Raw genomic sequence first — 26,763 nt, forward strand, 5'->3', positions numbered from 1 at the left:
GCGCCGTAAGAGCGCCCCTGAATAAGGTTTCCCTGATGGTGGAACAGAGTCATTTTGTCGGCACGGAATGGGTAGATATTGTTAATGAGGACAATGAGGTCATCGCACAGGCAAGCCGCGAGCAAATGCGTGCGCAGCGGCTGCGTCATCGCGCGACTTATATTGTTGTTCACGATGGTATGGGCAAAATTCTGGTGCAGCGTCGCACCGAAATTAAAGACTTCATGCCGGGCATGCTGGATGCCACCGCAGGCGGCGTAGTGCAGGCGGATGAACAGATGCTCGAGTCGGCTCGCCGCGAGGCGGAAGAGGAACTTGGCATTGCCGGCGTACCGTTCGCGGAACACGGTCAGTTCTACTTCGAAGATGATAGCTGCCGCGTTTGGGGTGGGCTTTTTAGCTGCGTTTCCCACGGGCCTTTCGCGCTGCAGGAAGAAGAAGTCAGCGAAGTGAGCTGGATGTCGCCGGAAGAGATCACTGCGCGCTGCGACGAATTTACCCCCGATTCGCTGAAGGCGCTGGCGCTGTGGATGACCCGCAACGCCAAAAATGAGTCACAAACACAAAGCGAAGAGAGCGAGTAATTTTTACCCTCACCCCGATCCTCTTCCTGCAAGGAGGGGACCAGGGTGAGGGAAAATCAGCAACTGTCCCGCATACACAGCGAGGACGCGATAGTCGGGCTCCGATCCCATTCTTCTTCGTTAATTCTTGCCAGCAACGCTCTTCCTGCTTCAATCCCAATCTTACGATGTGGTACCGCAATGGTCGTCAGCGCGGGTTGACACACGCGGCTTACGTCGCTGTCGCCAAAACCGACGATGGCTAAGTCGTCAGGGACTTTGATGCGCCTGCGCTGGCATTCGTACAGTGCGCCGCAGGCCAGCTCATCTGACACGCAGACCAGCGCGTCCAGCTCCGGCCAGGCCAGCAAAAATTCGGGTAACTGTGCTGCCCCGGTGGAGAAATTCGGCGGTGCGGCAGCGTTGATCACCCTGTTGGGCGACATATGGTGGCGCAGCATCGCTTTGTACCAGCCCTGAAGGTGCTGCTGGAAAATCCACTGCTCCTGGTTGGCGCACAGCAAACCGATGTTCTGATACCCGCGGTGGATGAGCATTTCCGTCAGTTCAAACATCGCCGCGACGTTATCAATACCGATGTTCATGTCCAGCGGGTCGGCGCGGGTGGCGCCTATTTCCAGCACGGGAATACTGGCATGCTTCAGCCAACCCCGCACCGTGTCGCTGTGCTCAACGCTGAGTAAAATCGCCGCAGCGATATTGGACGTCAGCAGCGTTTCCAGCAGCTTTTCTTCCTGCTCCAGCCGGTGCTGGGACTCCGCAAGGACTATCTGATACCCCGCTGGCTGAAGCACCTGTTGCAGGCCGGCAAACATTTCGCTGCAGCCGGATTCCGCCAGGCTTGGTACCACCATCGCAATGGTGTACGAGGAAGCGGAGGCCAATGCGCTGGCCGCCAGGTTGGGCATGTAACCCAGTTCGGAAACCGCCGCTTCGATTTTTTCGCGTAATTTGTCGGAAACCTGCTCCGGGGTTCTTAGCGCTCGCGAAACGGTCATCGTACCGACTCCGGCGAGCTGAGCCACATCTGCAAGCGTCACCTTACCGGTACTTCGCCGCTTTCGGGTTATGGACATTATGATTCCTGATTCTCGGCCTGAAAAACGCCAGGCTGACGTTGGCCCCTGAAAAAGAAGGGGAAATATCGCTCAAGTATACGCCTGAAATCGTGTGTCTTAATGCGATTTAACACAATGATTGCAATTTGATAGCGCTATCACAAAATCGAGTGATAGTTATTGGTAGCGCTATCTTTGTGATATCAATCACGGTTAAACCCGAGGTCGTTGAATAAAGTTTGCCCATCATCAACGTCGATTTCGAGAGGGTATCGTGCTTAATCAATGGCTGCATCAGGGGACTATTCAGCTTCACGACAACGCCACTAGCTGGCAGCAGGCGCTGGAAATTAGCGCCCAGCCGCTGCTGAGTGCGGGAATTATTTCTCCGCATTACCTGACGGCCATCATGCAACAGCATCAAAAGCTAGGGCCTTATTATGTGCTGGCGCCGGGCCTGGCGATGCCGCATGCGCGGCCAGAAGAAGGCGCGACCGGGCTTGGGCTGTCGCTGTTAAAGCTGAGGCAGGGCGTCAGTTTTCATTCCGAAGGCAACGATCCGGTAGACGTTATTATTATGCTGGCGGCGCCGGACAGCCATAGCCACATTGAAATGATTTCCGCGCTCGCCGAGCTATTTTCCAGCGACGAAGATATGGCACTACTGCATCAGGCCAATAACCTGGAGGAAATACAAAAAATAATTAATCGATTCTAGTTTTTAATTTAACACCATGGTTTTTTACGTTGCATTGAAAAATGCGATGCGCTTGTACTCTACTAAAAATATAAGGTAAACACGATGAAGATAATGGCAATCTGCGGTTCCGGCCTGGGCAGTAGTTTTATGGTCGAAATGAATATTAAAAAGGTGCTTAAAAAACTCAATATTGAAGCGGAAGTTGAGCACTCTGATTTATCCTCCGCCACGCCGGGGGCGGCTGATGTATTTGTGATGGCGAAAGACATTGCCGCCAGCGCAAGCCTGCCCGACAGTCAGCTGGTGGTTATCAACAACATCATCGATATCAATGAGCTGGAAAATAAGCTGAGCGCTTATTTTGCTGGTCGTTAATCATAATAATATAGCCAAAATAATTCGAATTGCAGGAAGGCGGCAAGCTCAGGCATTCCAGGAGTTTACATCAAGTAAATGACTGGTAGGCGTGAGCGCAGTCAACGCGCCTGCGGCTCGAAGTATGACGGATATAAGCGGAGGCGGATATGTTTATCCTTGGCACGCTGAATTTTATTGTTGATATTCTAAAGGTCCCGGCCATTCTCGTCGGGTTGATAGCATTAATTGGCCTGGTGGCACAAAAGAAATCATTTTCTGATGTGGTCAAAGGCTCAATTAAAACCGTATTAGGTTTTATTGTTCTGGGCGGCGGCGCCACCGTATTAGTGGGGTCTTTGAATCCACTGGGCGGTATGTTTGAGCACGCCTTTAATATCCAGGGCATTATTCCGAATAATGAAGCGATTGTTTCCATCGCGCTGGAAAAATACGGGGCATCCACGGCGCTGATTATGGCCTTCGGGATGGTGGCGAACATCATTGTGGCTCGCTTTACCCGCCTGAAGTACATCTTCCTGACCGGGCACCACACGTTCTACATGGCGTGCATGATAAGCGTCATCCTGACCGTGGCAGGCTTTGAAGGCGTGGCGCTGGTGTTTACCGGGTCGCTGATCCTTGGCCTGATTATGGCGTTCTTCCCGGCGATTGCTCAGCGCTACATGCGTCGTATCACCGGTACCGATGATATCGGCTTTGGTCACTTCGGCACGCTGGGCTACGTCCTGTCCGGCTGGATCGGCAGCAAGTGCGGGAAAGGCTCGCGTTCAACGGAAGAGATGAACCTGCCGAAGAACCTCAGCTTCCTGCGCGACAGCTCAATCTCTATCTCCCTGACCATGATAATCATCTACATGATCCTCGCGATTTGTGCGGGTCAGGCTTATGTAGAAGAGAAGCTCAGCGGCGGCCAGAACTTCCTGGTTTACTCCATTATTCAGGCGATTACCTTTGCGGCCGGGGTGTTCATCATCCTGCAGGGTGTGCGTTTGATTCTGGCAGAAATCGTCCCGGCGTTTACCGGTTTCTCCGAGAAGCTGGTGCCTAATGCTCGCCCGGCGCTTGACTGCCCGGTGGTTTACCCTTACGCGCCGAATGCCGTGCTGGTGGGCTTCCTGTTCAGTTTCCTCGGTGGCCTGGTCGGCCTGTTCCTGCTGGGGCAGATGAAGCTGGTGCTGATTTTGCCGGGCGTAGTGCCTCACTTCTTTACCGGGGCTACCGCTGGCGTGTTTGGTAACGCTACCGGCGGTCGTCGCGGGGCAATGGTGGGGGCTTTTGCCAACGGACTGCTGATTACCTTCCTGCCTGTCTTGCTGCTGCCTGTGCTGGGGGCGCTGGGCTTCGCCAACACTACCTTCTCCGACGCTGATTTCGGCGTAGTGGGGATTATCCTCGGCAACCTGGCACGCTTCCTGTCACCTGCGGCGATTACCGCAGTAGTGGTCGCCGTGTTTGCGGTACTGGTCGGGTTCAACTATCTGGGCAAAGGAAAAGGCACTCCTGCCGTACACACTGAAGACAATACGGGGGCTAAATAATGAATGAACTGGCAGACGTCACGCGGTTTGCGCGCGACATCCGGGTCGAGACGCTGAAGGCGCTCACCCAACTGGGGTTTGGCCATTACGGCGGCAGCATGTCGGTGGTTGAGACGCTGGCAGTGCTGTACGGCGAGGTGATGAATATCGATCCGGGCGATCCCGACTGGTCTGAACGCGATTACTTTGTGCTGTCGAAAGGGCATGCTGGCCCGGCGCTGTACAGCACGCTGGCGCTTAAGGGATATTTCCCGGTCGAGCAGTTGGCCACTCTGAATGAGAATGGGACCAGCCTGCCGAGCCACCCCGATCGCCTGAAAACTCGCGGCGTGGACGCCACTACAGGTTCGCTGGGGCAGGGGATTTCGATTGCCGCAGGTATTGCGCTGTCCCACAAGCTGGCGCAACGCCGTAACCGGGTATTCAGCATCGTCGGCGACGGCGAGCTGAACGAGGGGCAGTGCTGGGAGGCTTTCCAGTTTATTGCTCATCACCGCCTCAATAACCTGACGGTCTTCGTGGACTGGAACAAGCAGCAGCTGGACGGCGAGCTGGACGAAATCATCTGCGCTTTCGATCTGGCAGAGAAGTTTAGCGCCTTCGGTTTTGACGTCGTGCAGGTGAAAGGGGATGACATCGCCGGCTTGCTGGCGGCGGTGAAGCCTGTGCGCAGCGGCGAGCAGCGTCCTCTGCTGGTGGTTCTCGACAGCGTGAAGGGGCAAGGCGTGCCGTATCTTGAACAGCTGGGTAATTCTCATCATCTTCGCCTGACGGAGCAGTCAAAACAGGCGCTGGAGCAGGCCATCGCGCAACTGGAGGCGGCACATGATTAAGGTAAACCAGACGGGCGGCCAGGACGCCGTTGAAATGCGGAAAATCTATGCCGGGTTTGTTCAGCAGCAGATTAGCGAAGACAGCGGGATCATCGCGCTGGAAGCCGACCTGATGAGTTCGATGGCGATGGACGGCGTACAGCGAGATAACCCGCAGCATGTGATTAACTGCGGCATCATGGAGGCCAACGTGATTGGCGTGGCGGCAGGCCTGTCGCTGACCGGGCGTAAGCCGTTCGTGCATACCTTTACCGCCTTTGCCAGCCGCCGTTGTTTTGACCAGCTGTTTATGTCGCTGGATTACCAGCGCAATAACGTCAAGGTCATCGCTTCTGACGCCGGGGTAACGGCCTGCCATAACGGCGGGACCCATATGTCGTTCGAAGATATGGGTATTGTTCGTGGGCTGGCAAACTCCATTGTGCTGGAGGTGACCGACGCGGTGATGTTTAAAGATATTTTGCGTCAGCTTATCGAGCTGGAAGGTTTCTACTGGGTGAGGACTATTCGCAAGCAGGCGGCTACCGTTTATGAGGAAGGCTCGACCTTCACCATCGGCAAAGGCAACGTGCTGCGTGAAGGCACGGACATTACGCTGATAGCCAACGGGATTATGGTTGCAGAAGCGCTAAAAGCGGCTCAACAGCTGGAGCAGGAGGGGGGCAGCGCGGCGGTGATCGACATGTTCACCCTCAAGCCTATCGACCGCATGCTGGTGAAGAACTATGCCGAAAAAACTGGCCGGATTGTGACCTGCGAAAACCACAGTATTCACAACGGGCTGGGGTCGGCGGTGGCGGAAGTTCTGGTTGAAACTTGCCCGGTGCCGATGCGCAGAGTGGGCGTGAAGGAACGTTACGGCCAGGTCGGGACCCAGGCGTTCCTGCAGCAGGAGTATGGCCTTACGGCGGTAGATATCGTGAAAGCGGCGAAAGAGCTACTGTAGCGGGTTATAGCAATAAAAAAGGCAGCCACCTGGCTGCCTTTTTGCGTCTCGGCTTGCTTACGCCTGCTGAGCGGACTGAATCGCGGTCAGAGCGATGGTGTAGACGATATCGTCAACCAGCGCGCCACGGGACAGGTCGTTAACCGGCTTGCGCATACCCTGCAGCATTGGCCCGATAGAGATCAGGTCTGCAGAACGCTGTACCGCTTTATAGGTGGTGTTACCGGTGTTCAGGTCAGGGAAGATGAACACGGTCGCACGGCCCGCAACAGGAGAGTTTGGTGCCTTAGACTTAGCCACGTCAGCCATTACCGCAGCGTCATACTGCAGTGGGCCGTCGATGACCAGGTCAGGGCGTTTTTCCTGAGCGATACGGGTCGCTTCACGCACTTTCTCAACGTCGCTACCTGCGCCGGAGTTACCGGTGGAGTAGGAGAGCATTGCAACGCGCGGGTCGATACCGAAAGCGGCAGCGGAGTCAGCGGACTGAATCGCGATCTCTGCCAGCTGTTCTGCGGTTGGATCCGGGTTGATCGCACAGTCGCCGTAAACGTAAACCTGTTCAGGCAGCAGCATGAAGAACACGGAAGACACCAGAGAACTGCCTGGTGCGGTTTTGATCAGCTGCAGCGGTGGACGGATGGTGTTGGCGGTGGTGTGAACTGCGCCGGAAACCAGGCCGTCAACTTCGTCCTGCTCAAGCATCAGGGTGCCCAGCACAACGTTGTCTTCCAGCTGCTCGCGAGCAACGGCTTCGGTCATGCCTTTGCTCTTACGCAGTTCAACCAGACGGGCAACGTAGCTTTCGCGAACCACTTCTGGATCGACGATTTCGATGCCTGCGCCCAGCTCAACGCCCTGCGCCGCAGCAACACGGGTGATTTCATCCGGGTTACCAAGCAGCACACAGGTCGCGATACCACGTTCAGCACAGATAGCTGCTGCTTTAACGGTACGCGGTTCGTCGCCTTCCGGCAGCACAACACGTTTACCGGCTTTACGAGCCAGTTCGGTCAGCTGGTAGCGGAACGCTGGAGGAGACAGACGACGGCTGCGCTCGGAGGTCGCGGTCAGGGATTCGATCCAGTTAGCATCGATGTGGCTGGCCACATATTCCTGCACTTTTTCGATACGCTGATGGTCGTCGGTTGGGACTTCCAGGTTGAAGCTCTGCAGGCTCAGAGAGGTCTGCCAGGTGTTGGTATCAACCATGAACAGCGGCAGGCCGGTGGCGAAAGCACGTTCGCACAGCTTGCTGATGCGTGGGTCCATTTCGTAACCGCCGGTCAGCAGGATTGCGCCGATTTCAACGCCGTTCATGGCGGCCAGGCAGGCGGCTACCAGCACGTCCGGGCGATCTGCGGAGGTGACCAGCAGAGAACCAGGGCGGAAGTGTTCCAGCATGTGCGGAATGCTGCGCGCACAGAAGGTCACGGACTTCACGCGGCGAGTATTGATGTCACCTTCGTTAATGACGGTCGCGTTCAGGTGGCGAGCCATGTCGATAGCGCGGGTAGCAATCAGTTCGAAGCTCCACGGCACACAGCCCAGAACCGGCAGCGGGCTGTCGGCAAACAGCTGCTTAGGATCGATGTTCGCGATGCTCGCTTTGCTGGAGTCGTCGAAGATCTCGGACAGGTCAGGGCGGGTGCGGCCTTGCTCATCAACCGGTGCGTTCAATTTGTTAATGATAACGCCGGTGATGTTGGTGTTTTTGCTGCCGCCGAAGCTGCTGCGGGTCAGTTCGATACGCTCTTTCAGCTGCTCCGGAGAGTCATTGCCCAGAGACATTACGAAGACGATTTCCGCGTTCAGGGTTTTGGCGATTTCGTAGTTCAGCGCCTGAGCAAACTGGTGTTTGCGGGTCGGCACCAGGCCTTCAACCAGCACGACTTCAGCATCTTTGCTGGTGGCATGGTAGTTGGCGATAATCTCTTCCATCAACACGTCCTGCTGATTGCTGGACAGCAGGGACTCTACGTGGCCCATGTTCAGCGGCTCGGCGGCCGGGATGGTGGAGTTAGCACGAATGATGCTGGTGGTCTGGTCCGGGCTATCGCCACCGGTACGCGGCTGGGCGATAGGTTTGAAGACGCTCAGACGAACGCCTTTTTGTTCCATAGCACGGATAACGCCAAGGCTTACGCTAGTAAGGCCGACGCTGGTTCCGGTAGGGATCAGCATAATAGTACGGGACACGGTATAACCTCTTTCGTTTTCGCGAGCAGGGATGCTCACTCGACTCAGAAAACAACACCGCCAGCTAAGGCTGGCGGTGAGGGAATCAGGCGGTCAGGCGGGATGCATCCTGAGCGATGACCAGCTCTTCGTTGGTGGTGATAACCACCGCCGGGCGGGTGCCTTCCTTGTTGATGAAGCCAGACTTGCCGAAACGTGCAGCCAGGTTGCGCTCGTGATCAACGTCGAAGCCCAGTACGCCCAGTTTGCCCAGGGACAGTTCGCGCACCATCGCGGCGTTTTCACCGATACCGCCGGTGAAGACAACGGCGTCCAGACGGCCATCCATCAGCGCGGTGTAAGAACCGATGTATTTCGCCAGACGGTGGCAGTAAACGTCCATCGCACGTTTAGCGTCTTCTTTAGTCGCGTAGTTGTCTTCAACATAGCGGCAGTCGCTGGTGACTTCGGTCAGACCCAGCAGGCCAGACTCTTTGGTCAGCATCTTGTTGATGTCTTCCACGCTCATGCCCAGGGCATCGTGCAGGTGGAAGATGATAGCCGGGTCGATGTCGCCGGAGCGGGTACCCATGACCAGACCTTCCAGCGGGGTCAGACCCATGGAAGTATCAACGCATTTGCCGTTACGGATTGCAGAAACGGAACCGCCGTTGCCCAGGTGGCAGGTGATGATGTTCAGTTCATCAACCGGCTTGTTCAGCATTTTTGCGGCTTCCTGAGTCACATAGAAGTGGCTGGTGCCGTGTGCGCCATAGCGACGAACGCCGTGCTCTTTGTACAGTTTGTACGGCAGAGCGTAGAGGAAAGATTCTTCCGGCATGGTCTGATGGAACGCGGTGTCGAACACGGCAACGTTTTTATCAGCCAGGTTAGGGAAGGATTTCAGGGCTTCAGCGATACCGATCAGGTGAGCCGGGTTATGCAGCGGTGCAAAAGAGGCAGAATCTTTGATACCCTGAATAACGGAATCATCGATAACAACGGAGCTGGTGTATTTTTCACCGCCGTGTACGATACGGTGACCAATTGCGGTCAACTGAGCGGACAATTCTGGTTTTTCTGCCAGAATTTTATTAACGATGAAGTTAAGAGCTTCGCTGTGAGCGGCACCTGCACCCAGAGCCGCTTCTTGTTTAGCGCCGTCCAGCTTCCATTTGATACGGGCTTCAGGAAGGTGGAAACACTCTGCTAAACCAGAAAGGTACTCTTCACCGTTTACAGCATCGATAATTGCGAATTTCAGTGATGAGCTACCGCAGTTCAGAACCAGTACTAGCTTACTCGACATGGAAGTACCTATTTTTGATACGTGGCTAAAAAAACGTCAGTGAGTCTATCAGCGTAGCGCATGATGACGCGGACATTTATGATTAACGTCATGCCAAAAGCGTTTTTCGGCATGGCGAATAAAATTACTCAGAGTTTACGCCATATTCCTGAAGCTGCAGGTCACGGCGATGTAAAAGAATGTTTGACAGCGTGTGGTTTCCCAACTACGGCCATCAAAGGCCGGCACAGGGTAGCAGATAGCGGCTCGGAAAGACAAAATTTTTTGAACGATGTCATTTAGAGTTGTTGAGTTGCAATATTATTTTATTTTTTATATGTAGAGTTGAGGTATGAGCCATGTCGACACCCCAGAATAGCCATGTTAGCTGGTTTAGCCTGTTCGGACGTGGGCAGCACTACTCAAAGACCTGGCCGCTGGATAAGCGGCTGTCACCGGTATTTATCGAAAATCGTGTGATTCGTGCCACTCGGTACGCCATACGTTTTATGCCGCCGCTGGCGGTGTTTACCCTAACGTGGCAAATCGCATTGGGCGGTCAGCTTGGCCCCGCTGTGGCCACGGCACTTTTTGCCTGTAGCCTGCCGATGCAAGGACTGTGGTGGCTCGGCAAGCGCTCGGTCACGCCATTACCGCCTTCAACCTTACAGTGGTTTTATGAAGTTCGTATGAAACTGCAGGAAGCTGGCCAGGCTTTGGCCCCGGTTGAAGGCAAGCCGGACTACCAGGCACTGGCGGACGTGCTGAAGCGCGCGTTCAAACAGCTGGATAAAACTTTCCTGGATGATTTGTAATTACCCTGCGGTTGCGCATATAAAGGAAGGCACACTTTCTTACAGGTTATCCTAGCCGTAACCTGTATTTTTCCATGTACCAAAGGAGCCAGGAAATGGAAATGACCCACGCGCAACGTCTGATTTTATCGAACCAGTATAAGATGATGACGATGATGGATCCGGATAACGCCGAGCGCTATCGTCGTCTGCAGACCATCATCGAACGCGGCTATGGCCTGCAAATGCGCGAGCTGGACCGCGAGTTTGGCGAGCTAAAAGAGGAAACATGCCGCATCGTCATCGACATCATGGAAATGTATCACGCGATGCATGTTTCCTGGACCAACCTGAAAGACAGCAAAGAAATCGATGAGCGCCGCGTCACCTTTATGGGCTTTGATGCCGCCACCGAAGCTCGCTTCCTCGGCTATGTTCGCTTTATGGTGAATATTGAGGGCCGCTATACCCATTTCGATGCCGGCACCCACGGTTTCAACGCCCAAACCCCAATGTGGGACAAATATCAACGAATGCTGAAGGTGTGGCATGCCTGCCCGCGTCAGTATCACTTAAGCGCCAACGAGATTGCGCAGATTATTAACGCCTGAGGAGAGACGCGTAGTGAAGTGTAAAGGTTTCTTGTTTGATTTGGATGGTACGCTGGTTGACTCCCTTCCTGCCGTCGAGCGCGCGTGGGTAAACTGGGCAAAGCGTTTTAATATTTCCCCGGAAGAGGTCTTGGGCTTCATCCACGGCAAGCAGGCGATTACCTCACTGCGCCACTTTATGGCCGGTGCCTCCGAGGAAGAAATTCAGCAGGAGTTCCTGCGCCTCGAGAAGCTGGAGTCTGAAGATACCGACGGTATCGTTGCCCTGCCTGGGGCCGCGGAGCTTTTGGCTCACCTTAACGAAGCCGGTATTCCGTGGGCTATCGTCACTTCAGGTTCCGTGCCGGTAGCATCCGCTCGTCGCCTGGCCGGTGGCCTACCCGAGCCGGAAGTGTTTGTGACGGCTGAGCGAGTGGCGCGCGGGAAACCTGAACCTGACGCCTATTTGCTTGGCGCTCAGCTGCTTGGGCTAGAGCCGGAAGAGTGCGTAGTCGTTGAAGATGCGCCAGCGGGCGTACTTTCAGGGCTGGCTGCCGGCTGCCACGTGATTGCGGTTAACGCCCCGGCGGATACGCCACGGCTTGAACACGTGGATTATGTCCTCACCTCCCTTACCGAGCTGCTGGTCCAGAAATCGCCGGACGGCACGGTCGAAGTGTTAAGAAAACACTAATCCCATGATTTAACCCCGCATTTGCGGGGTTTTTTTATGGCATTCTTGTCTACATTCAATTCACCAATATTCAGCCATTCAGGGACTCGTTTTGAATTCGGAACTCATTTGGGTGTTGTCGTTGCTGGGGATTGCCGTCCTGCTGTTCGCTACCGGGAAGATGCGTATGGACGCGGTGGCGCTGTTGGTGATTGTCGCTTTTGTCCTCAGCGGTACGTTAAGCCTGAGCGAAGCCTTTTCCGGGTTCAGCGATCCCAACGTTATCCTGATTGCTGCATTATTCATTATTGGTGACGGGCTGGTGCGTACCGGCGTAGCAACCAAAATGGGCAGTTGGCTGGTGGACGTGGCGGGCAGCAGCGAAACCAAAATGCTGATCCTGCTGATGGTGACGGTAGCCGGGCTGGGTGCATTCATGAGTTCTACCGGCGTGGTGGCCATTTTTATTCCGGTGGTTATCAGCGTTTCAATGCGCATGAAAATTTCCCCCTCCAGATTGATGATGCCGCTCAGCTTTGCCGGGCTTATCAGCGGCATGATGACCCTCGTTGCCACGCCCCCCAATCTGGTTATTAATAGTGAGTTGCTGCGTGAAGGGCTGGAAGGCTTCCAGTTCTTTAGCGTAACGCCGATTGGCCTGGCGGTATTGGTGCTTGGCATCCTTTATATGCTGGTGGTGCGTTTTGCGCTTAAAGGGCAGGGCGATGAGGCGGGAAAAGAGAGCTGGAAGCGCCGTTCTTTCCGCGATTTGATTAAAGAATATCGCCTGACCGGGCGGGCGCGACGGCTGGCTATTCGTCCCGGTTCGCCGATGGTCGGCCACCGGCTGGATGATTTGAAGCTGCGCGAGCGCTACGGGGCTAACGTTATCGGTCTTGAACGGTGGCGCAAGTTCCGCCGCGTTATCGTCAATGTGACCGGCGTGACCGAGTTCCGTGCGCGTGACGTTCTGCTGATCGATATGTCCGCCTCGGACGTTGATTTACGTGAGTTTTGCAGCGAGCAAATGCTGGAGCCGATGGTGCTGCGCGGCGAGTATTTCTCGGATCAAGCGTTGGATGTGGGTATGGCAGAAGTGTCGCTTTTGCCTGAATCAGAACTGACCGGGCAGACTTTGCGAGAAATCGCCTTCCGAACCCGCTACGGTCTTAACGTTGTTGGCCTGCGGCGAGACGGTAAGGCAATGGAAGGGCTACTGGTGGATGAGCCCATTCAGCTGGGGGATATTATTCTGGTGGTCGGCGACTGGAAGCTGATTAACCAACTTTCACAGCAAAACCGTGATTTCCTGGTGCTCAATCTGCCGGTGGAAGAGCGGGATGCTTCCCCGGCACACAGCCAGGCGCCGCACGCAATTTTCTGTCTGGCGCTAATGGTCGCCCTAATGCTAACCGACGAGATACCCAACCCTATTGCCGCGATCATCGCCTGCCTGCTGATGGGCAAGTTCCGCTGTATTGATATGGAAAGCGCCTATAAGGCGATTCACTGGCCGAGCATTATTCTGATTGTCGGGATGATGCCTTTTGCGCTGGCGTTGCAAAAAACCGGCGGGGTGGATTTAATCGTTCATGGGCTGATGGAGTTTGGCGGTGGATATGGGCCTTACATCATGCTGGTGTGCCTCTTTGTGATGTGCGCAACCATCGGGCTGTTTATCTCTAATACCGCGACGGCGGTACTGATGGCGCCTATCGCGCTGGCCGCCGCTAAATCAATGGGCGTTTCGCCTTACCCGTTCGCGATGATTGTGGCGATGGCGGCCTCTGCGGCGTTTATGACGCCGGTATCATCGCCGGTCAACACGCTGGTGCTGGGGCCGGGGAACTATAAATTTAGCGACTTCGTGAAGCTCGGCGTGCCGTTTACCGTCATTGTGATGATCGTGAGCGTAGTGATGGTGCCAATGTTATTCCCGTTCTGATATTTACCCTCATCCCGGCCTTCTCCCTGTAAGGGAGAAGGGGAGAACATTATCCTGATTTCGCTTCGGCAGAGGGAAAGTGTTTAAAGCGGTGAATCCTGGCTTATCTCATCCAGTGAAAGCTGGAAGCTTGGCACAAAGACCTGCATAAAATAATCCATCTCCGGGCTATGGCGGTCGGCCAGCGTTTTTTCCAGGCGACTTTTAGCCAGCAGAAACTCGTTGTTCCCCGCCGACAGTTCCTCCAGGCATTTCAGATAAGCACAGAGCGCATCCGCCTGTTTTACCAGCGCTTTCTCTTCTTCACTGTAGCTATGCTCATCAATCAGCGGCGCCCAGATATCGCGCAGCTCTTCCGGCACCATGTCAATCAGCTTCTGCTGCGCAATCTTTTCAATAGCTTTGTATTCGTGCGCGATTTGCGAATTGAAGTATTTTACCGGCGTGGGTAAATCCCCGGTCAGCACTTCGCTGGCGTCGTGGTACATCGCCAGAAGCGCAATTCTCTCAGCGTTAACGTTGCCGTTAAACTTGCGATTCTTGATGGCGGCGAGCGCGTGGGCAACCATGGCGACCTGCAGGCTGTGTTCGGACACATTCTCGGTGCGGACGTTGCGCATCAGCGGCCAGCGGTTGATCAGTTTCAGGCGGGAGAGGTGGGCAAAAAAATGGCTCTGATTCATGACGTTCTCGCGGTTACAACTTGGTGACGCCATTGTGGGGGGAGAAGGGGGACATTGCAAATGCCCCCCGAACGGCTTACTGGTGGTAATGGCCGAGGAAACGGCCCAGCTTGGCTATAGACATTTCCAGGTCATCAATGCGCGGCAGAGTCACAATACGCACATGATCCGGCCACGGCCAGTTAAATGCCGTACCCTGAACCAGCAGAACTTTTTCCTGCAGCAGGAAGTCCAGCACCATTTTCTGGTCGTCATGGATATTGAAGCGCTTCGCGTCAATTTTCGGGAACATGTACAGCGCGCCGCGAGGCTTGACGCAGGAGACGCCGGGAATTTCGTTGATCAGTTCCCATGCCCGGTTACGCTGTTCGTACAGGCGGCCGCCGGGCACGATAAATTCGCTGATGCTCTGGTAGCCTCCCAGCGCGGTTTGAATCGCATGTTGCGCCGGAACGTTGGCGCACAGGCGCATGGAGGCCAGCATTTCCAGGCCTTCTATATAGCCTTTAGCATGCTTCTTCGGCCCGTTAAGCACCATCCAGCCCTGACGGAAACCGGCAACGCGGTAGGTTTTTGACAGGCCGTTAAAGGTAATCGTCAGCAGATCCGGTGCCAGCGCGGCAATGGAGTGATGTTCGGCATCGTCATAGAGAATTTTGTCGTAGATCTCATCGGCAAAGATGATCAGATTATGCTGGCGCGCAATTTCGACAATCTCTAACAGCAGCTCTTTGGAGTAAACGGCGCCGGTAGGGTTGTTCGGATTGATAATCACAATGCCGCGCGTGCGTGGAGTGATTTTAGCCCGAATATCGTCGAGATCCGGGAACCAGTCTGAACTCTCGTCACACAGGTAATGCACCGCTTTACCGCTGGAGAGGGAAACGGCCGCTGTCCAAAGCGGATAGTCCGGCGCGGGAACCAGCATTTCATCCCCGCTGTTTAGCAGAGCCTGCATAGACTGAACGATCAATTCGGAAACACCGTTACCGATGTAGATATCTTCCGTGGTGACATCCCGCATCCCGCGAGCCTGATAGTGCTGCATGATGGCTTTACGGGCAGAAAAGAGCCCTTTGGAGTCGCAATATCCCTGGGCTGTCGGAAGATTACGGATCACATCAACAAGGATCTCATCCGGCGCTTCGAAACCGAACGGCGCGGGGTTACCGATGTTGAGTTTAAGCACTTTGTTGCCTTCTTCTTCAAGGCGTTTTGCCTCTTTGAGTACCGGGCCACGGATGTCATAACAGACATTATCAAGTTTGCTGGATTTTTCGATGGGGGACATGAAGCTTCGACCTTTGTTGTTAATTTCGCGTCCTGCCGTGGAAGCGCACCGCCACAATGTACTCCTGCTGCAGCAAGATTTGAAGGATGAGGCTTTAAGAAACGCAATTTATCTTTGCAGCACAATGTATAAGTCGCAATGCGATCTTAAAAACATTGATAGTTAAATAATCTTATTATTTATTTTATTGCAGATTAATAATCTGCAATATTGTTTTGGTGTAATGTTATTCGCTGCTTCGTGCTCAGTACTAAGCGAGAGGTTCTGTGGATGTAAATGCGTTGTCGCTAAACATAAGGAAAAATTAATATTCATGCCTGGAACATTAAGGGATTAATGAAAAGGTAGTTAAAGAGATGTATATCAAAAGATTGGTTAATGTAATAGATAAATACCTCGGCAATAATTAAGTGTCTTTTATTATAGTTTGCGGCTGACTTCAAAAAACGTTGTAAATAATCAACAAGGTGGAAACCACAAAAAGAGAATAAGATCAGATAATTCGTAATAAGTGTTATAAAACATCATGTTTTACTGTAAGATGGGCTACGAAAAATGGTAGGTTTTGGATGCCAATGGCTGCGTTAAACGCGTGCTTTAGTCGGTGTCTTAAAATATTTCTATTATTATTCAACTGGTTGTGTGTTTTGGCCGGTTTAAGCCTGCCGCTATACTCCAGCCCGTTAAATAATCATATAAAAGCTTATTAAAAGTCGTTTTTCGGAGCTGATTTACCTTTATTACTCAGTTTTAAAATAGCTGACTGGTAGGATGAGTGGGTGAGTTTTTTCTTATCCGGGCCTGCCTAATATCCCGTTAGGGCGTGTTTCAGATAATTGTGACATGCCGGGGAATACAAAAATAACAAACAGAAGCGTCGCTAACGTATGCGGCCAAGACTACCGGAGACATTCGGTAAAAGGAATTGCTTTATCTCTTTGATAAATCATAGCAATACAACCAGGGCAGACTCGAAAGAGCAACCTATTAGTGAATAAATTATGATTAACGCAAATCGTCCGATACTGAACCTCGACCTCGATCTGCTGAGGACCTTCGTTGCGGTCGCCGATCTCAATACCTTTGCGGCCGCTGCAGCGGCAGTGTGCCGTACTCAATCCGCTGTAAGCCAACAGATGCAGCGACTTGAGCAATTAGTCGGGAAAGAGCTTTTTGCCCGACATGGCCGCAATAAACTGCTCACCGAGCACGGCATTCAACTGCTGGGCTATGCGCGTAAAATCCTTCGCTTCAATGATGAAGCTTGCTCTTCACTGATGTTTAACAACCTGCAAGGGTCGCTTACCCTTGGCGCCTCTGATGAAACGGCCGATACCATCTTGCCGTTCCTGTTAAACCGTATCAGTTCGGTGTACCCCAAGCTGGCGCTGGACGTCAGGGTCAAACGCAACCCATTCATGATTGAAATGCTTAATCAGCATGAGGTCGATCTGGTGGTGACAACCTCAAACCCTTCTAACTTTGATGCCCTTGTCCTGCGAACTTCGCCCACGCTCTGGTACTGTGCCGCTGATTATGTCTTTCAGAGTGGGGAAGCGCTGCCGCTGGTCATGCTCGATGATCCAAGCCCGTACCGCGATATGATGCTCGAGCATCTCGATGCCAGCCAGACGCCATGGCGTATTTCTTATGTTGCCTCTACGCTTGCCGCCGTTAGGGCTGCGGTAAAAGCGGGCTTAGGCGTGACGGCCCGGCCGGTTGAAATGATGAGTCCGGAACTTCGTGTCCTGGGGGCGTCAGAAGGGCTGCCAGTTCTCCCTGAAACCCGATATCTGCTGTGTAAAAACCCTGAAAGCGGTAATGAGTTGGCGCAGGCGATCTTCAGTGCGCTGGCGACGCCAGAGAATCCTTACCGCTATAACACGGCGGGAAGTGAAGGGGACGACACGCTGCTGGTTGAGGGAGATTTTGAGTAGCAGCAGGCTGACTAGTTAGTAACAAAATATTAAAGATAAAAAATGGGCCGTTGGTGGTTTTTATTACACCAACGGCCCATTTTTTATACCTGATTTTCATTAAACCGCGTGGGCTTTCATCTTTCCTAACAAATTCAATGTATTGGTTATGCGTTTATTTTTGTTCGTTTTGTGAGCGAAAACTTCGCGCAAAGGCCAGGTAATGTTAAAAAACGCATAACAATGTTGCTTCTTTTTGAAGTGGATTAACAAAAGCGTGTCTCAGATCAAGAAAATACTCCCTCTTGGGGGGAGGAATAGTTGAGATTTCCTGCCAAAATATAGGGGCTGTTTATTTTTTCACACGGAACGGACACGATTCACCCTCATCTAAATCTGGTCTTTACGCGAGTGTTGATGAGTTTTAACGCATTAAATGTTAATGAATTGCTGTCGGTGTAAATTAATGTGTGGATACTTTTGTTAAAGTTGACAAAAGGTTATAGAAAGGAGTAAAAAACCCCATCAATTGGCTGCCTACGCATTATTTCCGGTAGTTATTGTACGGTTGATTGTTCCTCCCCATGAATCGATGTGGCGTTCATCTGCCAACAAGAGCAGAGACTTTGGCGCCACTTTTGATGAGTAAGCAATGAGTATGTCAACATCCACTGAAGTTATCGCTCATCACTGGGCGTTCGCTGTCTTTCTTATTGTCGCCGTTGGCCTGTGCTGTCTGATGCTTGTCGGGGGCTGGTTCCTTGGCGGAAGAGCTAAGGCACGGCACAAAAATACCCCCTTCGAGTCGGGCATCGACTCCGTTGGTACGGCGCGTCTACGTCTCTCCGCCAAGTTTTACCTGGTCGCCATGTTCTTCGTTATCTTTGACGTGGAAGCCTTGTATCTCTACGCGTGGTCAACTTCTATCCGTGAAAGCGGCTGGATTGGCTTCGTCGAGGCCGCAATTTTCATTTTAGTGCTACTGGCTGGTCTGGTTTATCTGGTGCGTATTGGCGCTCTGGATTGGACTCCTGCGCGTTCGCGTCGTGAGAAAATCAACCCGGAAACAGACAGTCTCACTAACCGTCATACGCAGTAATAGCGAGGCAATAAGATGGACTATACGCTCACCCGCATAGACCCCAACGGTGAGAATGACCGTTACCCCCTGCAAAAGCAGGAGATCGTAACCGATCCCCTCGAACAAGAGATTAACCGCAGCGTTTACATGGGCAAGCTTGAGCATGCCATGCACGATGTGGTGAACTGGGGTCGCAAAAATTCAATCTGGCCATACAACTTTGGCCTTTCCTGCTGCTATGTAGAGATGGTGACCTCGTTTACCGCTGTGCATGACGTGGCGCGTTTCGGTGCAGAAGTTTTACGTGCTTCTCCTCGTCAGGCTGACCTGATGGTAGTGGCCGGTACCTGCTTCACCAAAATGGCTCCGGTAATTCAGCGCCTTTACGATCAGATGCTGGAACCTAAATGGGTGATTTCCATGGGGGCCTGCGCTAACTCTGGCGGCATGTACGACATCTATTCCGTTGTGCAGGGCGTCGATAAGTTTATCCCGGTTGATGTTTATATCCCTGGTTGCCCACCGCGTCCGGAGGCTTACATGCAGGCGCTGATGCTGCTGCAGGAGTCTATCGGCAAAGAGCGTCGCCCGCTGTCGTGGGTTGTTGGCGATCAGGGCGTTTACCGCGCCAATATGCAGTCCGAGCGCGAGCGTAAGCGCGGCGAGCGTATCGCGGTAACCAACCTGCGGACGCCGGACGAGATTTAATTAGCGCCTGCGGTCAGTAAGCGTCTTTGTATATCAATACTATAAAAGCAAAGGCACTGAGCGCAGTCACCACAGAACCATTTGCAATGGTGAGAACTATGACCGATTTAACCGCGCAAGACGCCGCTATGCCAGCCTGGCAGACAAGGGATCACCTGGATGATCCGGTCATTGGCGAATTGCGTAACCGTTTTGGGCCGGATGCCTTTACCGTTCAGCCAACCCGCACCGGGGTGCCCGTAGTTTGGGTTAAGCGCGAACAGTTACTGGAAGTGGTCGATTTCCTTAAGAAATCACCAAAACCCTACGTTATGCTGTTCGACCTGCATGGCATGGATGAGCGTTTACGCACACACCGCAACGGATTACCGGCTGCGGATTTTTCCGTTTTCTACCACCTGATTTCCATTGAACGCAATCGCGATATCATGCTCAAGGTGGCGTTGTCTGAAAACGATCTCAACCTGCCGACGCTGACGAAAATCTTCCCGAACGCCAACTGGTACGAGCGTGAAACATGGGAGATGTTTGGCATCACCTTTAATGGCCACCCGCACCTGACGCGCATCATGATGCCGCCGACCTGGGAAGGCCACCCGCTGCGTAAAGACTACCCGGCGCGCGCCACAGAATTCGATCCGTTTATCCTGACTAAACAGAAAGAAGATCTGGAAATGGAAGCGCTGACCTTCAAGCCTGAAGAGTGGGGCATGAAGCGCAGCAGCGAGCATGAAGACTTCATGTTCCTGAACCTGGGGCCAAACCACCCTTCCGCACACGGTGCTTTCCGTATCATCCTGCAGCTGGACGGCGAAGAGATCGTCGACTGCGTGCCGGATATCGGCTACCACCACCGCGGCGCAGAGAAAATGGGTGAGCGCCAGTCCTGGCACAGCTACATTCCGTATACCGACCGTATCGAATACCTCGGCGGCTGCGTCAACGAAATGCCTTACGTGCTGGCGGTTGAAAAGCTGGCCGGCATTGTTGTGCCGGAGCGCGTTGAAGTTATCCGCGTTATGCTTTCCGAGCTATTCCGTATCAACAGCCACCTGCTGTACATCTCCACCTTTATCCAGGACGTGGGCGCCATGACCCCGGTGTTCTTCGCCTTTACCGATCGTCAGAAAATCTACGATCTGGTGGAAGCGATCACCGGCTTCCGTATGCACCCGGCCTGGTTCCGTATCGGCGGCGTTGCACACGACCTGCCGAAGGGCTGGGAGCGTCTGCTGAAAGAGTTCCTCGAGTGGATGCCGAAGCGCCTGGATTCCTATGAGAAAGCCGCGCTGCGCAACACCATTCTGAAAGGCCGTTCTCAGGGCGTTGCGGCCTATACCGCGAAAGAAGCGCTGGAGTGGGGCACCACCGGTGCTGGTCTGCGCGCTACCGGTATCGACTTCGACGTGCGTAAGGCCCGCCCTTACTCTGGCTACCAGAACTTCGACTTCGAAGTACCGGTTGGCGGTGGCATCAGCGACTGCTACACCCGCGTCATGCTGAAAGTTGAAGAGCTTCGCCAGAGCCTGCGCATCCTTGAGCAGTGCCTGAAAAATATGCCAGCCGGCCCGTTCAAAGCGGATCACCCGCTGACCACGCCGCCGCCGAAAGAGCGCACGCTGCAGCATATCGAAACCCTGATCACTCACTTCCTGCAGGTTTCCTGGGGCCCGGTTATGCCGGCCAACGAATCCTTCCAGATGATTGAGGCAACGAAAGGGATTAACAGTTACTACCTGACCAGTGACGCTAGCACCATGAGCTACCGTACCCGTATTCGTACCCCGAGCTTTGCGCACCTGCAGCAAATTCCGGCGGCGATCCGCGGCAGCCTGGTTTCAGACCTGATTGTCTATCTGGGTAGTATCGATTTTGTAATGTCTGATGTGGATCGCTAACTATGCACGATAACCAACAAAACCAGGCTGAGGCTTTTGAGCTGAGTGCGGCAGAGCGTGAGGCGATTGAGCACGAGAAACACCATTACGAAGATGCCCGTGCGGCCTCTATCGAAGCGCTGAAAATCGTTCAGAAACAGCGCGGCTGGGTACCGGATGGCGCTATCTACGCTATCGCTGATGTGCTGGGTATCCCGGCCAGCGACGTAGAGGGCGTGGCCACGTTCTATAGCCAAATCTTCCGCCAGCCGGTAGGCCGTCACGTGATTCGCTACTGCGACAGCGTGGTTTGCCATATCACCGGCTACCAGGGCATTCAGTCGGCTATCGAAGCCAAACTGAACATCAAACCGGGCCAGACCACGTTTGATGGTCGTTTCACCCTGCTGCCAACCTGCTGTCTGGGTAACTGCGACAAGGGGCCGACCATGATGATTGATGAGGACACTCACAGCCATCTGACGCCGGAAGCCATCCCTGACTTGCTGGAGCAGTATAAATGAAGACGATTATTCGTACTGCCGAAACGCATCCGCTGACCTGGCGTCTGCGTGATGACAAACAGCCTGTCTGGCTCGACGAATACCGCAGCAAAAACGGCTATGAAGGCGCGCGTAAGGCGCTGACCGGCATGGCCCCAGATGAAATCGTTAATGCGGTAAAAGACGCCGGTCTGAAGGGGCGCGGCGGCGCGGGCTTTTCCACCGGTTTGAAGTGGAGCCTGATGCCAAAAGACGAGTCCATGAACATCCGTTACCTGCTGTGTAACGCCGATGAAATGGAGCCGGGCACCTATAAAGACCGCCTGCTGATGGAGCAACTGCCACACCTGCTGGTGGAAGGCATGCTGATCTCCGCCTTTGCGCTTAAGGCTTACCGTGGCTACATCTTCCTGCGCGGTGAGTACATTGAAGCGGCTGTTCATTTGCGCCGCGCAATCGCTGAAGCCACTGAAGCAGGCCTGCTTGGCAAAAACATTCTGGGTTCCGGGTTCGACTTCGAGCTTATCGTGCACACCGGGGCAGGGCGTTATATCTGCGGTGAAGAAACCGCGCTGATTAACTCCCTGGAAGGTCGCCGTGCGAACCCTCGCTCCAAGCCACCGTTCCCGGCCTCCAGCGGCGTATGGGGTAAACCGACCTGTGTAAACAACGTCGAAACCCTGTGCAACGTGCCTGCGATTCTGGCGAACGGCGTTGAGTGGTACCAGGGCATTGGCGGCGGCATGAGTAAAGATGCCGGCACCAAGCTGATGGGCTTCTCTGGCCGCGTGAAAAACCCTGGCGTCTGGGAATTACCTTTCGGGACCACAGCACGTGAGATCCTGGAAGAATACGCCGGCGGCATGCGTGATGGCCTGAAGTTTAAAGCCTGGCAGCCGGGCGGGGCGGGGACCGACTTCCTGACGGAAGCGCACCTCGATCTGCCGATGGAATTTGAAAGTATTGGTAAAGCAGGCAGCCGTCTCGGTACGGCGCTGGCAATGGCGGTAGACCATGAAATCGGTATGGTGCCGCTGGTGCGTAACCTGGAAGAGTTCTTTGCCCGTGAATCCTGCGGCTGGTGTACACCGTGTCGCGATGGTCTGCCGTGGAGCGTAAAAATCCTGCGCGCGCTTGAGCGTGGCGAAGGGCAGCCGGGGGATATCGAAACCCTCGAGCAGCTGTGCCGCCACCTGGGACCGGGTAAAACCTTCTGTGCCCACGCGCCGGGTGCCGTTGAGCCATTGCAGAGTGCGATTAAATATTTCCGCGACGAATTCGAAGCAGGCATTGCCAAACAGGATTACGGAAATCTGCGTGCCATTAATGGCATTCAGCCGAACCTGTTAAAAACGCGCTGGTGATATCGCCCCTCACCCCGGCCCTCTCCCCTAAGGGGCGAGGGAGAAAGCGAAAACGGGTGAGGGTGCATTGCACAAGAATTTTTGATTAACGCCTGAAGTTATTCAGGCCAACTGGAAGCATGCTGACTATGGCTACGATTCATGTAGACGGCAAAGAATACGAGGTCAATGGAGCAGACAACTTGCTAGAAGCTTGTCTCTCCCTCGGCCTTGATATTCCTTATTTTTGCTGGCATCCGGCGCTGGGCAGCGTCGGTGCTTGCCGCCAGTGTGCGGTGAAGCAATATCAGAACGCGGAAGACACCCGTGGGCGCCTGGTGATGTCCTGTATGACACCGGCCTCCGACGGGACCTTCATCTCTATTGATGATGGCGAAGCGAAACAGTTCCGTGAAAGCGTTGTGGAGTGGTTGATGACTAACCACCCGCATGACTGTCCGGTCTGTGAAGAGGGCGGTAACTGCCACCTGCAGGATATGACCGTCATGACCGGTCATAGCTTCCGTCGCTATCGCTTTACCAAGCGTACTCACCGCAATCAGGATCTCGGTCCGTTCATCTCTCACGAAATGAACCGCTGTATCGCCTGTTACCGCTGCGTGCGTTACTACAAAGACTACGCAGACGGTAAAGATCTGGGCGTTTACGGCGCGCACGATAACGTCTACTTCGGTCGCCCGGAAGACGGCACGCTGGAAAGCGAGTTCTCCGGTAACCTGGTAGAGATTTGCCCGACCGGCGTATTCACCGACAAAACGCACTCCGAGCGTTACAACCGTAAATGGGATATGCAGTTCGCACCGAGCATCTGCCAGCAGTGCTCGCTGGGCTGTAACACCAGTCCGGGTGAACGTTACGGTGAGCTGCGTCGTATCGAAAACCGCTACAACGGCACCGTGAACCACTACTTCCTGTGTGACCGTGGCCGTTTCGGTTACGGTTACGTCAACCTGAAAGACCGTCCGCGTCAGCCTATTCAGCGCCGTGGCGATGACCTCATTACCCTGAACGCCGAGCAGGCGATGCAGGGCGCTGCGGATATCCTGCGTCAGTCGAAGAAAGTGATCGGCATCGGTTCTCCGCGTGCGAGCGTGGAAAGCAACTTTGCTCTGCGTGAGCTGGTTGGGGCCGACAATTTCTACACGGGCATTGCGGCCGGTGAGCAGGCTCGTCTGCAGCTGATGCTGAAAGTGCTGCGTGAAAGCGGCATTCATACCCCTGCTCTGCGTGAAATCGAATCTTACGATGCGGTGCTGATTCTGGGCGAAGACGTTACCCAGACCGGCGCTCGCGCTGCACTGGCTATTCGCCAGGCGGTGAAAGGGAAGGCTCGTGAAATGGCAGCGGCACAGAAAGTTGCTGACTGGCAGATTGCCGCAATCCTGAACATCGGTCAGAACGCTAAGCACCCGCTGTTCGTGACCAACGTAGACAGCACCCGCCTGGATGATATCGCCGCATGGACTTACCGCGCGCCGGTTGAAGATCAGGCTCGTCTTGGCTTTGCGATTGCCAATGCGCTGGACAGCAACTCTCCGGCCGTTGAGCTGGATCGTGATCTGAAGAATAAAGTCGACGTGATCGTGCAGGCCTTGGCCGGCGCGAAGAAGCCGCTGATTGTTTCTGGAACTAACGCCGGTAGCGAAGCGGTGATTCAGGCTGCGGCCAACGTGGCTAAAGCGCTGAAAGGTCGCGGTGCGGACGTCGGCGTCACCATGATTGCCCGTGCGGTTAACAGCGTTGGCCTCGGCATGATCGGCGGCGGTTCTCTGGAAGACGCCCTGAGCGAGCTGGAAAGCGGCGCTGCCGATGCGGTAGTGGTACTTGAAAACGATCTGCATCGCCACGCTTCTGCCGCTCGCGTAGACGCTGCGCTGAGCAAAGCCCCTCTGGTGATGGTTATCGACCATCAGCGTACGGACATCATGGACAAAGCCCATCTGGTTCTGTCCGCGGCAAGCTTTGCAGAAAGTGACGGTACGGTCATTAACAACGAAGGTCGCGCCCAGCGCTTCTTCCAGGTTTATGACCCGGCTTACTACGACACCAGCGTGACGATGTTCGAAAGCTGGCGCTGGCTGCACTCGCTGCACAGCACCGTGCAGAGCCGCGACGTTGACTGGACGCAGCTTGACCACGTGATTGATGCCTGCGTGAAGGCATTGCCTCAGATGGCCGGTATTAAAGAAGCCGCGCCGGATGCTTCCTTCCGCATTAAAGGTCAGAAGCTGTCCCGTTCTCCTATCCGTTCGAGCGGACGCACCGCAATGCGCGCCAACATCAGCGTGCACGAACCGCGTCAGCCGCAGGATAAAGACACGATGTTCGCCTTCTCTATGGAAGGGAACAACAGCCCGCTGGCCGACCGTCAGCAGATTCCATTTGCCTGGGCTCCAGGCTGGAACTCCCCACAGGCATGGAACAAATTCCAGGCTGAAGTGGGCGGTCATCTGCGCCACGGCGATCCGGGCGTGCGCCTGATTGAAGCCTCTGAAACGGGTCTGGATTACTTCACTTCCGTGCCGGATACCTTCCATGCGGAAGAGGGAAAATGGCGTATCGCGCCGTACTACCACCTGTTTGGTAGCGACGAGATGTCCCAGCGTTCTCCGGTGTTCCAGAAGCGTATGGTTGAGCCTTACATCAAGCTGAACCCGGCCGATGCCGCGAAACTTGGCGTTAACGCCGGGAGCCTGATCTCCTTCAGCTACGAAGGCCAGACGCTGAGTCTACCGCTGCAGCTGTCCGAAGGTTTGGTTGCAGGGCAGGTTGGCTTGCCGATGGGGATGCCGGGAATTGCGCCAGTGCTTGCCGGTGCTCGTCTTGAAAATCTGCAGGAGGCTGCGCAATGAGCTGGCTGACACCGGAAGTTATCGACATTCTGCTGAGCATCCTCAAAGCGGTTGTCATTCTGCTGGTCGTGGTGACCTGTGGCGCATTCATGAGCTTCGGCGAGCGCCGTCTGCTCGGTCTGTTCCAGAACCGCTATGGACCAAACCGCGTAGGCTGGGGTGGTTCACTCCAGCTGGTTGCGGACATGATCAAGATGTTCTTTAAAGAGGACTGGATCCCTAAGTTCTCTGACCGCGTGATCTTTACTCTTGCGCCGATGATCGCGTTCACCTCGCTGCTGCTGGCCTTTGCCATTGTGCCGGTCAGCCCAAGCTGGGTGGTTGCGGACTTGAACATCGGGATCCTGTTCTTCCTGATGCTGGCGGGCCTGGCGGTTTATGCCGTGCTGTTCGCTGGCTGGTCCAGTAACAACAAATACTCCCTGCTTGGTGCGATGCGTGCTTCCGCGCAGACCCTGAGCTATGAAGTGTTCCTGGGACTTTCCCTGATGGGCGTGGTGGCGCAGGCCGGTTCATTTAATATGGCCGACATCGTCAACAACCAGGCGAATCTGTGGAACGTTATCCCGCAGTTCTTCGGCTTCGTGACCTTCGCGATTGCCGGCGTTGCGGTTTGCCACCGTCACCCGTTTGACCAACCGGAAGCCGAGCAGGAACTGGCTGATGGTTATCACATCGAATATTCCGGTATGAAGTTCGGTCTGTTCTTCGTCGGGGAATACATCGGCATCGTCACCGTGTCTGCACTGATCGTGACGCTGTTCTTTGGTGGCTGGCATGGCCCGTGGTTACCGCCGTTCATCTGGTTCGCGCTGAAAACCGCGTTCTTCATGATGATGTTCATTTTGATTCGCGCCGCACTGCCTCGTCCGCGTTATGACCAGGTGATGTCCTTCGGCTGGAAAGTTTGCCTGCCGCTGACGCTTATCAACTTGCTGGTGACCGCCGCGGTCATTCTTTACCAGGCACCATAAGGGGTGAAA

At 54.4% G+C, this 26,763-nt stretch carries 24 protein-coding genes; 19 read left to right on the forward strand and 5 right to left on the reverse strand.

Annotated elements, in window-relative coordinates; translation table 11 throughout:
• Window positions 1-35 precede the first annotated feature (35 nt).
• Window positions 36-584, forward strand: coding sequence for an NUDIX hydrolase YfcD (gene yfcD, locus CNE01S_RS07950; RefSeq protein WP_061274940.1), 549 nt, complete (start codon window positions 36-38; stop codon window positions 582-584).
• Window positions 585-640: 56 nt separating this feature from the next.
• On the opposite strand, the gene CNE01S_RS07955 is transcribed toward yfcD, so the two are convergent.
• On the reverse strand, window positions 641-1,660 hold the full coding sequence (locus tag CNE01S_RS07955; protein WP_061274942.1) for a LacI family DNA-binding transcriptional regulator: 1,020 nt from the start codon (window positions 1,658-1,660) through the stop codon (window positions 641-643).
• 256 nt (window positions 1,661-1,916) lie between these two features.
• Between CNE01S_RS07955 and CNE01S_RS07960 the strand changes: the two genes are divergently transcribed.
• The 5 genes from CNE01S_RS07960 (at window position 1,917) to CNE01S_RS07980 (ending at window position 6,037) form a co-directional block, all read left to right on the forward strand.
• Window positions 1,917-2,360 carry a PTS sugar transporter subunit IIA gene (locus CNE01S_RS07960; RefSeq protein ID WP_061274945.1) on the forward strand — a complete coding sequence of 148 codons (444 nt, stop codon included), beginning with the start codon at window positions 1,917-1,919 and terminating at the stop codon, window positions 2,358-2,360.
• Between the two features lie 84 nt (window positions 2,361-2,444).
• Complete coding sequence (locus tag CNE01S_RS07965) at window positions 2,445-2,717, forward strand: PTS sugar transporter subunit IIB (protein ID WP_038480825.1); 273 nt, start codon at window positions 2,445-2,447, stop codon at window positions 2,715-2,717.
• A 149-nt stretch (window positions 2,718-2,866) separates the two neighbouring features.
• On the forward strand, window positions 2,867-4,258 hold the full coding sequence (locus tag CNE01S_RS07970; RefSeq protein ID WP_061274947.1) for a PTS ascorbate transporter subunit IIC: 1,392 nt from the start codon (window positions 2,867-2,869) through the stop codon (window positions 4,256-4,258).
• Window positions 4,258-5,091, forward strand: coding sequence for a transketolase (locus tag CNE01S_RS07975; protein ID WP_061274949.1), 834 nt, complete (start codon window positions 4,258-4,260; stop codon window positions 5,089-5,091). The genes CNE01S_RS07970 and CNE01S_RS07975 overlap by 1 nt, the downstream gene beginning before the upstream one ends.
• Window positions 5,084-6,037, forward strand: coding sequence for a transketolase family protein (locus CNE01S_RS07980; protein ID WP_061274951.1), 954 nt, complete (start codon window positions 5,084-5,086; stop codon window positions 6,035-6,037). Before CNE01S_RS07975 ends, CNE01S_RS07980 begins: the two co-directional genes overlap by 8 nt.
• A gap of 57 nt (window positions 6,038-6,094) precedes the next feature.
• Here CNE01S_RS07980 and pta read toward each other — a convergent pair whose 3' ends face one another.
• Both pta and ackA read right to left on the reverse strand, forming a co-directional pair.
• Window positions 6,095-8,236 carry a phosphate acetyltransferase gene (pta, locus tag CNE01S_RS07985; protein WP_061275106.1) on the reverse strand — a complete coding sequence of 714 codons (2,142 nt, stop codon included), beginning with the start codon at window positions 8,234-8,236 and terminating at the stop codon, window positions 6,095-6,097.
• 85 nt (window positions 8,237-8,321) lie between these two features.
• Window positions 8,322-9,524, reverse strand: a complete 1,203-nt coding sequence (ackA, locus tag CNE01S_RS07990; RefSeq protein ID WP_008459758.1) for an acetate kinase — start codon at window positions 9,522-9,524, stop codon at window positions 8,322-8,324.
• Window positions 9,525-9,602: 78 nt separating this feature from the next.
• On the opposite strand from ackA, the gene CNE01S_RS25210 reads away from it, so the two are divergent.
• From CNE01S_RS25210 to CNE01S_RS08010, 5 genes are all read left to right on the forward strand, one after another.
• Complete coding sequence (locus CNE01S_RS25210) at window positions 9,603-9,806, forward strand: hypothetical protein (protein WP_138089246.1); 204 nt, start codon at window positions 9,603-9,605, stop codon at window positions 9,804-9,806.
• A 56-nt stretch (window positions 9,807-9,862) separates the two neighbouring features.
• Window positions 9,863-10,318 (forward strand): terminus macrodomain insulation protein YfbV, encoded by a 456-nt coding sequence (gene yfbV / locus CNE01S_RS07995; RefSeq protein ID WP_038480841.1) that lies wholly within the window; start codon window positions 9,863-9,865, stop codon window positions 10,316-10,318.
• 95 nt (window positions 10,319-10,413) lie between these two features.
• On the forward strand, window positions 10,414-10,908 hold the full coding sequence (locus CNE01S_RS08000; protein ID WP_008459766.1) for a YfbU family protein: 495 nt from the start codon (window positions 10,414-10,416) through the stop codon (window positions 10,906-10,908).
• Entirely contained in the window at window positions 10,886-11,581 is a 696-nt protein-coding gene (locus tag CNE01S_RS08005; RefSeq protein WP_281258555.1) for a sugar phosphatase, read from the forward strand. The genes CNE01S_RS08000 and CNE01S_RS08005 overlap by 23 nt, the downstream gene beginning before the upstream one ends.
• A gap of 91 nt (window positions 11,582-11,672) precedes the next feature.
• Window positions 11,673-13,505 carry an SLC13 family permease gene (locus CNE01S_RS08010; protein WP_061274954.1) on the forward strand — a complete coding sequence of 611 codons (1,833 nt, stop codon included), beginning with the start codon at window positions 11,673-11,675 and terminating at the stop codon, window positions 13,503-13,505.
• Window positions 13,506-13,588: 83 nt separating this feature from the next.
• Here the strand turns inward: CNE01S_RS08010 and yfbR are convergent, their stop codons facing one another.
• Entirely contained in the window at window positions 13,589-14,188 is a 600-nt protein-coding gene (gene yfbR / locus CNE01S_RS08015; protein WP_061274955.1) for a 5'-deoxynucleotidase, read from the reverse strand.
• Between the two features lie 76 nt (window positions 14,189-14,264).
• On the reverse strand, window positions 14,265-15,479 hold the full coding sequence (alaA, locus tag CNE01S_RS08020; protein ID WP_008459770.1) for an alanine transaminase AlaA: 1,215 nt from the start codon (window positions 15,477-15,479) through the stop codon (window positions 14,265-14,267).
• Window positions 15,480-16,480: 1,001 nt separating this feature from the next.
• On the opposite strand from alaA, the gene lrhA reads away from it, so the two are divergent.
• The 8 genes from lrhA (at window position 16,481) to nuoH (ending at window position 26,754) form a co-directional block, all read left to right on the forward strand.
• Window positions 16,481-17,416 carry a transcriptional regulator LrhA gene (gene lrhA / locus CNE01S_RS08025; RefSeq protein WP_061274957.1) on the forward strand — a complete coding sequence of 312 codons (936 nt, stop codon included), beginning with the start codon at window positions 16,481-16,483 and terminating at the stop codon, window positions 17,414-17,416.
• A 631-nt stretch (window positions 17,417-18,047) separates the two neighbouring features.
• Window positions 18,048-18,494, forward strand: coding sequence for an NADH-quinone oxidoreductase subunit NuoA (gene nuoA / locus CNE01S_RS08030; RefSeq protein WP_061274959.1), 447 nt, complete (start codon window positions 18,048-18,050; stop codon window positions 18,492-18,494).
• 15 nt (window positions 18,495-18,509) lie between these two features.
• Window positions 18,510-19,184: an NADH-quinone oxidoreductase subunit NuoB gene (gene nuoB / locus CNE01S_RS08035; protein ID WP_008459774.1), complete on the forward strand. Its 675-nt coding sequence runs from the start codon at window positions 18,510-18,512 to the stop codon at window positions 19,182-19,184.
• 86 nt (window positions 19,185-19,270) lie between these two features.
• Window positions 19,271-21,082, forward strand: a complete 1,812-nt coding sequence (gene nuoC / locus CNE01S_RS08040; protein ID WP_096753965.1) for an NADH-quinone oxidoreductase subunit C/D — start codon at window positions 19,271-19,273, stop codon at window positions 21,080-21,082.
• Window positions 21,083-21,084: 2 nt separating this feature from the next.
• The gene (nuoE, locus tag CNE01S_RS08045; protein ID WP_008459776.1) at window positions 21,085-21,585 is read left to right on the forward strand and encodes an NADH-quinone oxidoreductase subunit NuoE; all 501 of its coding nucleotides are present in this window, start codon (window positions 21,085-21,087) and stop codon (window positions 21,583-21,585) included.
• A complete protein-coding gene (nuoF, locus tag CNE01S_RS08050; RefSeq protein WP_045783300.1) occupies window positions 21,582-22,928 on the forward strand; it encodes an NADH-quinone oxidoreductase subunit NuoF in 1,347 nt (448 codons plus the stop codon). The genes nuoE and nuoF overlap by 4 nt, the downstream gene beginning before the upstream one ends.
• Before the next feature lie 128 nt (window positions 22,929-23,056).
• A complete protein-coding gene (gene nuoG / locus CNE01S_RS08055) occupies window positions 23,057-25,780 on the forward strand; it encodes an NADH-quinone oxidoreductase subunit NuoG (protein ID WP_061275109.1) in 2,724 nt (907 codons plus the stop codon).
• On the forward strand, window positions 25,777-26,754 hold the full coding sequence (gene nuoH / locus CNE01S_RS08060; protein WP_038480872.1) for an NADH-quinone oxidoreductase subunit NuoH: 978 nt from the start codon (window positions 25,777-25,779) through the stop codon (window positions 26,752-26,754). The genes nuoG and nuoH overlap by 4 nt, the downstream gene beginning before the upstream one ends.
• The last annotated feature ends 9 nt before the right edge of the window (window positions 26,755-26,763 follow it).

The organism is Cedecea neteri NBRC 105707 = ATCC 33855, assembly GCF_001571265.1.
GTDB classification, from domain to species: Bacteria; Pseudomonadota; Gammaproteobacteria; order Enterobacterales; family Enterobacteriaceae; genus Cedecea; species Cedecea neteri.

Bases quoted from the DNA above. Each gene is read 5' to 3' on its own strand.
- nuoF (WP_045783300.1), top strand. From the start codon at position 21,582: ATGAAGACGATTATTCGTACTGCCGAAACGCATCCGCTGACCTGGCGT.
- nuoB (WP_008459774.1), top strand. From the start codon at position 18,510: ATGGACTATACGCTCACCCGCATAGACCCCAACGGTGAGAATGACCGT.
- yfbR (WP_061274955.1), bottom strand. From the start codon at position 14,188: ATGAATCAGAGCCATTTTTTTGCCCACCTCTCCCGCCTGAAACTGATC.
- ackA (WP_008459758.1), bottom strand. From the start codon at position 9,524: ATGTCGAGTAAGCTAGTACTGGTTCTGAACTGCGGTAGCTCATCACTG.
- yfbV (WP_038480841.1), top strand. From the start codon at position 9,863: ATGTCGACACCCCAGAATAGCCATGTTAGCTGGTTTAGCCTGTTCGGA.
- CNE01S_RS07980 (WP_061274951.1), top strand. From the start codon at position 5,084: ATGATTAAGGTAAACCAGACGGGCGGCCAGGACGCCGTTGAAATGCGG.
- CNE01S_RS07965 (WP_038480825.1), top strand. From the start codon at position 2,445: ATGAAGATAATGGCAATCTGCGGTTCCGGCCTGGGCAGTAGTTTTATG.
- nuoH (WP_038480872.1), top strand. From the start codon at position 25,777: ATGAGCTGGCTGACACCGGAAGTTATCGACATTCTGCTGAGCATCCTC.
- nuoA (WP_061274959.1), top strand. From the start codon at position 18,048: ATGAGTATGTCAACATCCACTGAAGTTATCGCTCATCACTGGGCGTTC.
- CNE01S_RS07975 (WP_061274949.1), top strand. From the start codon at position 4,258: ATGAATGAACTGGCAGACGTCACGCGGTTTGCGCGCGACATCCGGGTC.
- yfcD (WP_061274940.1), top strand. From the start codon at position 36: ATGGTGGAACAGAGTCATTTTGTCGGCACGGAATGGGTAGATATTGTT.
- CNE01S_RS07955 (WP_061274942.1), bottom strand. From the start codon at position 1,660: ATGTCCATAACCCGAAAGCGGCGAAGTACCGGTAAGGTGACGCTTGCA.
- alaA (WP_008459770.1), bottom strand. From the start codon at position 15,479: ATGTCCCCCATCGAAAAATCCAGCAAACTTGATAATGTCTGTTATGAC.
- nuoC (WP_096753965.1), top strand. From the start codon at position 19,271: ATGGTGAGAACTATGACCGATTTAACCGCGCAAGACGCCGCTATGCCA.
- CNE01S_RS08000 (WP_008459766.1), top strand. From the start codon at position 10,414: ATGGAAATGACCCACGCGCAACGTCTGATTTTATCGAACCAGTATAAG.
- CNE01S_RS25210 (WP_138089246.1), top strand. From the start codon at position 9,603: ATGATTAACGTCATGCCAAAAGCGTTTTTCGGCATGGCGAATAAAATT.
- lrhA (WP_061274957.1), top strand. From the start codon at position 16,481: ATGATTAACGCAAATCGTCCGATACTGAACCTCGACCTCGATCTGCTG.
- nuoE (WP_008459776.1), top strand. From the start codon at position 21,085: ATGCACGATAACCAACAAAACCAGGCTGAGGCTTTTGAGCTGAGTGCG.
- CNE01S_RS07970 (WP_061274947.1), top strand. From the start codon at position 2,867: ATGTTTATCCTTGGCACGCTGAATTTTATTGTTGATATTCTAAAGGTC.
- nuoG (WP_061275109.1), top strand. From the start codon at position 23,057: ATGGCTACGATTCATGTAGACGGCAAAGAATACGAGGTCAATGGAGCA.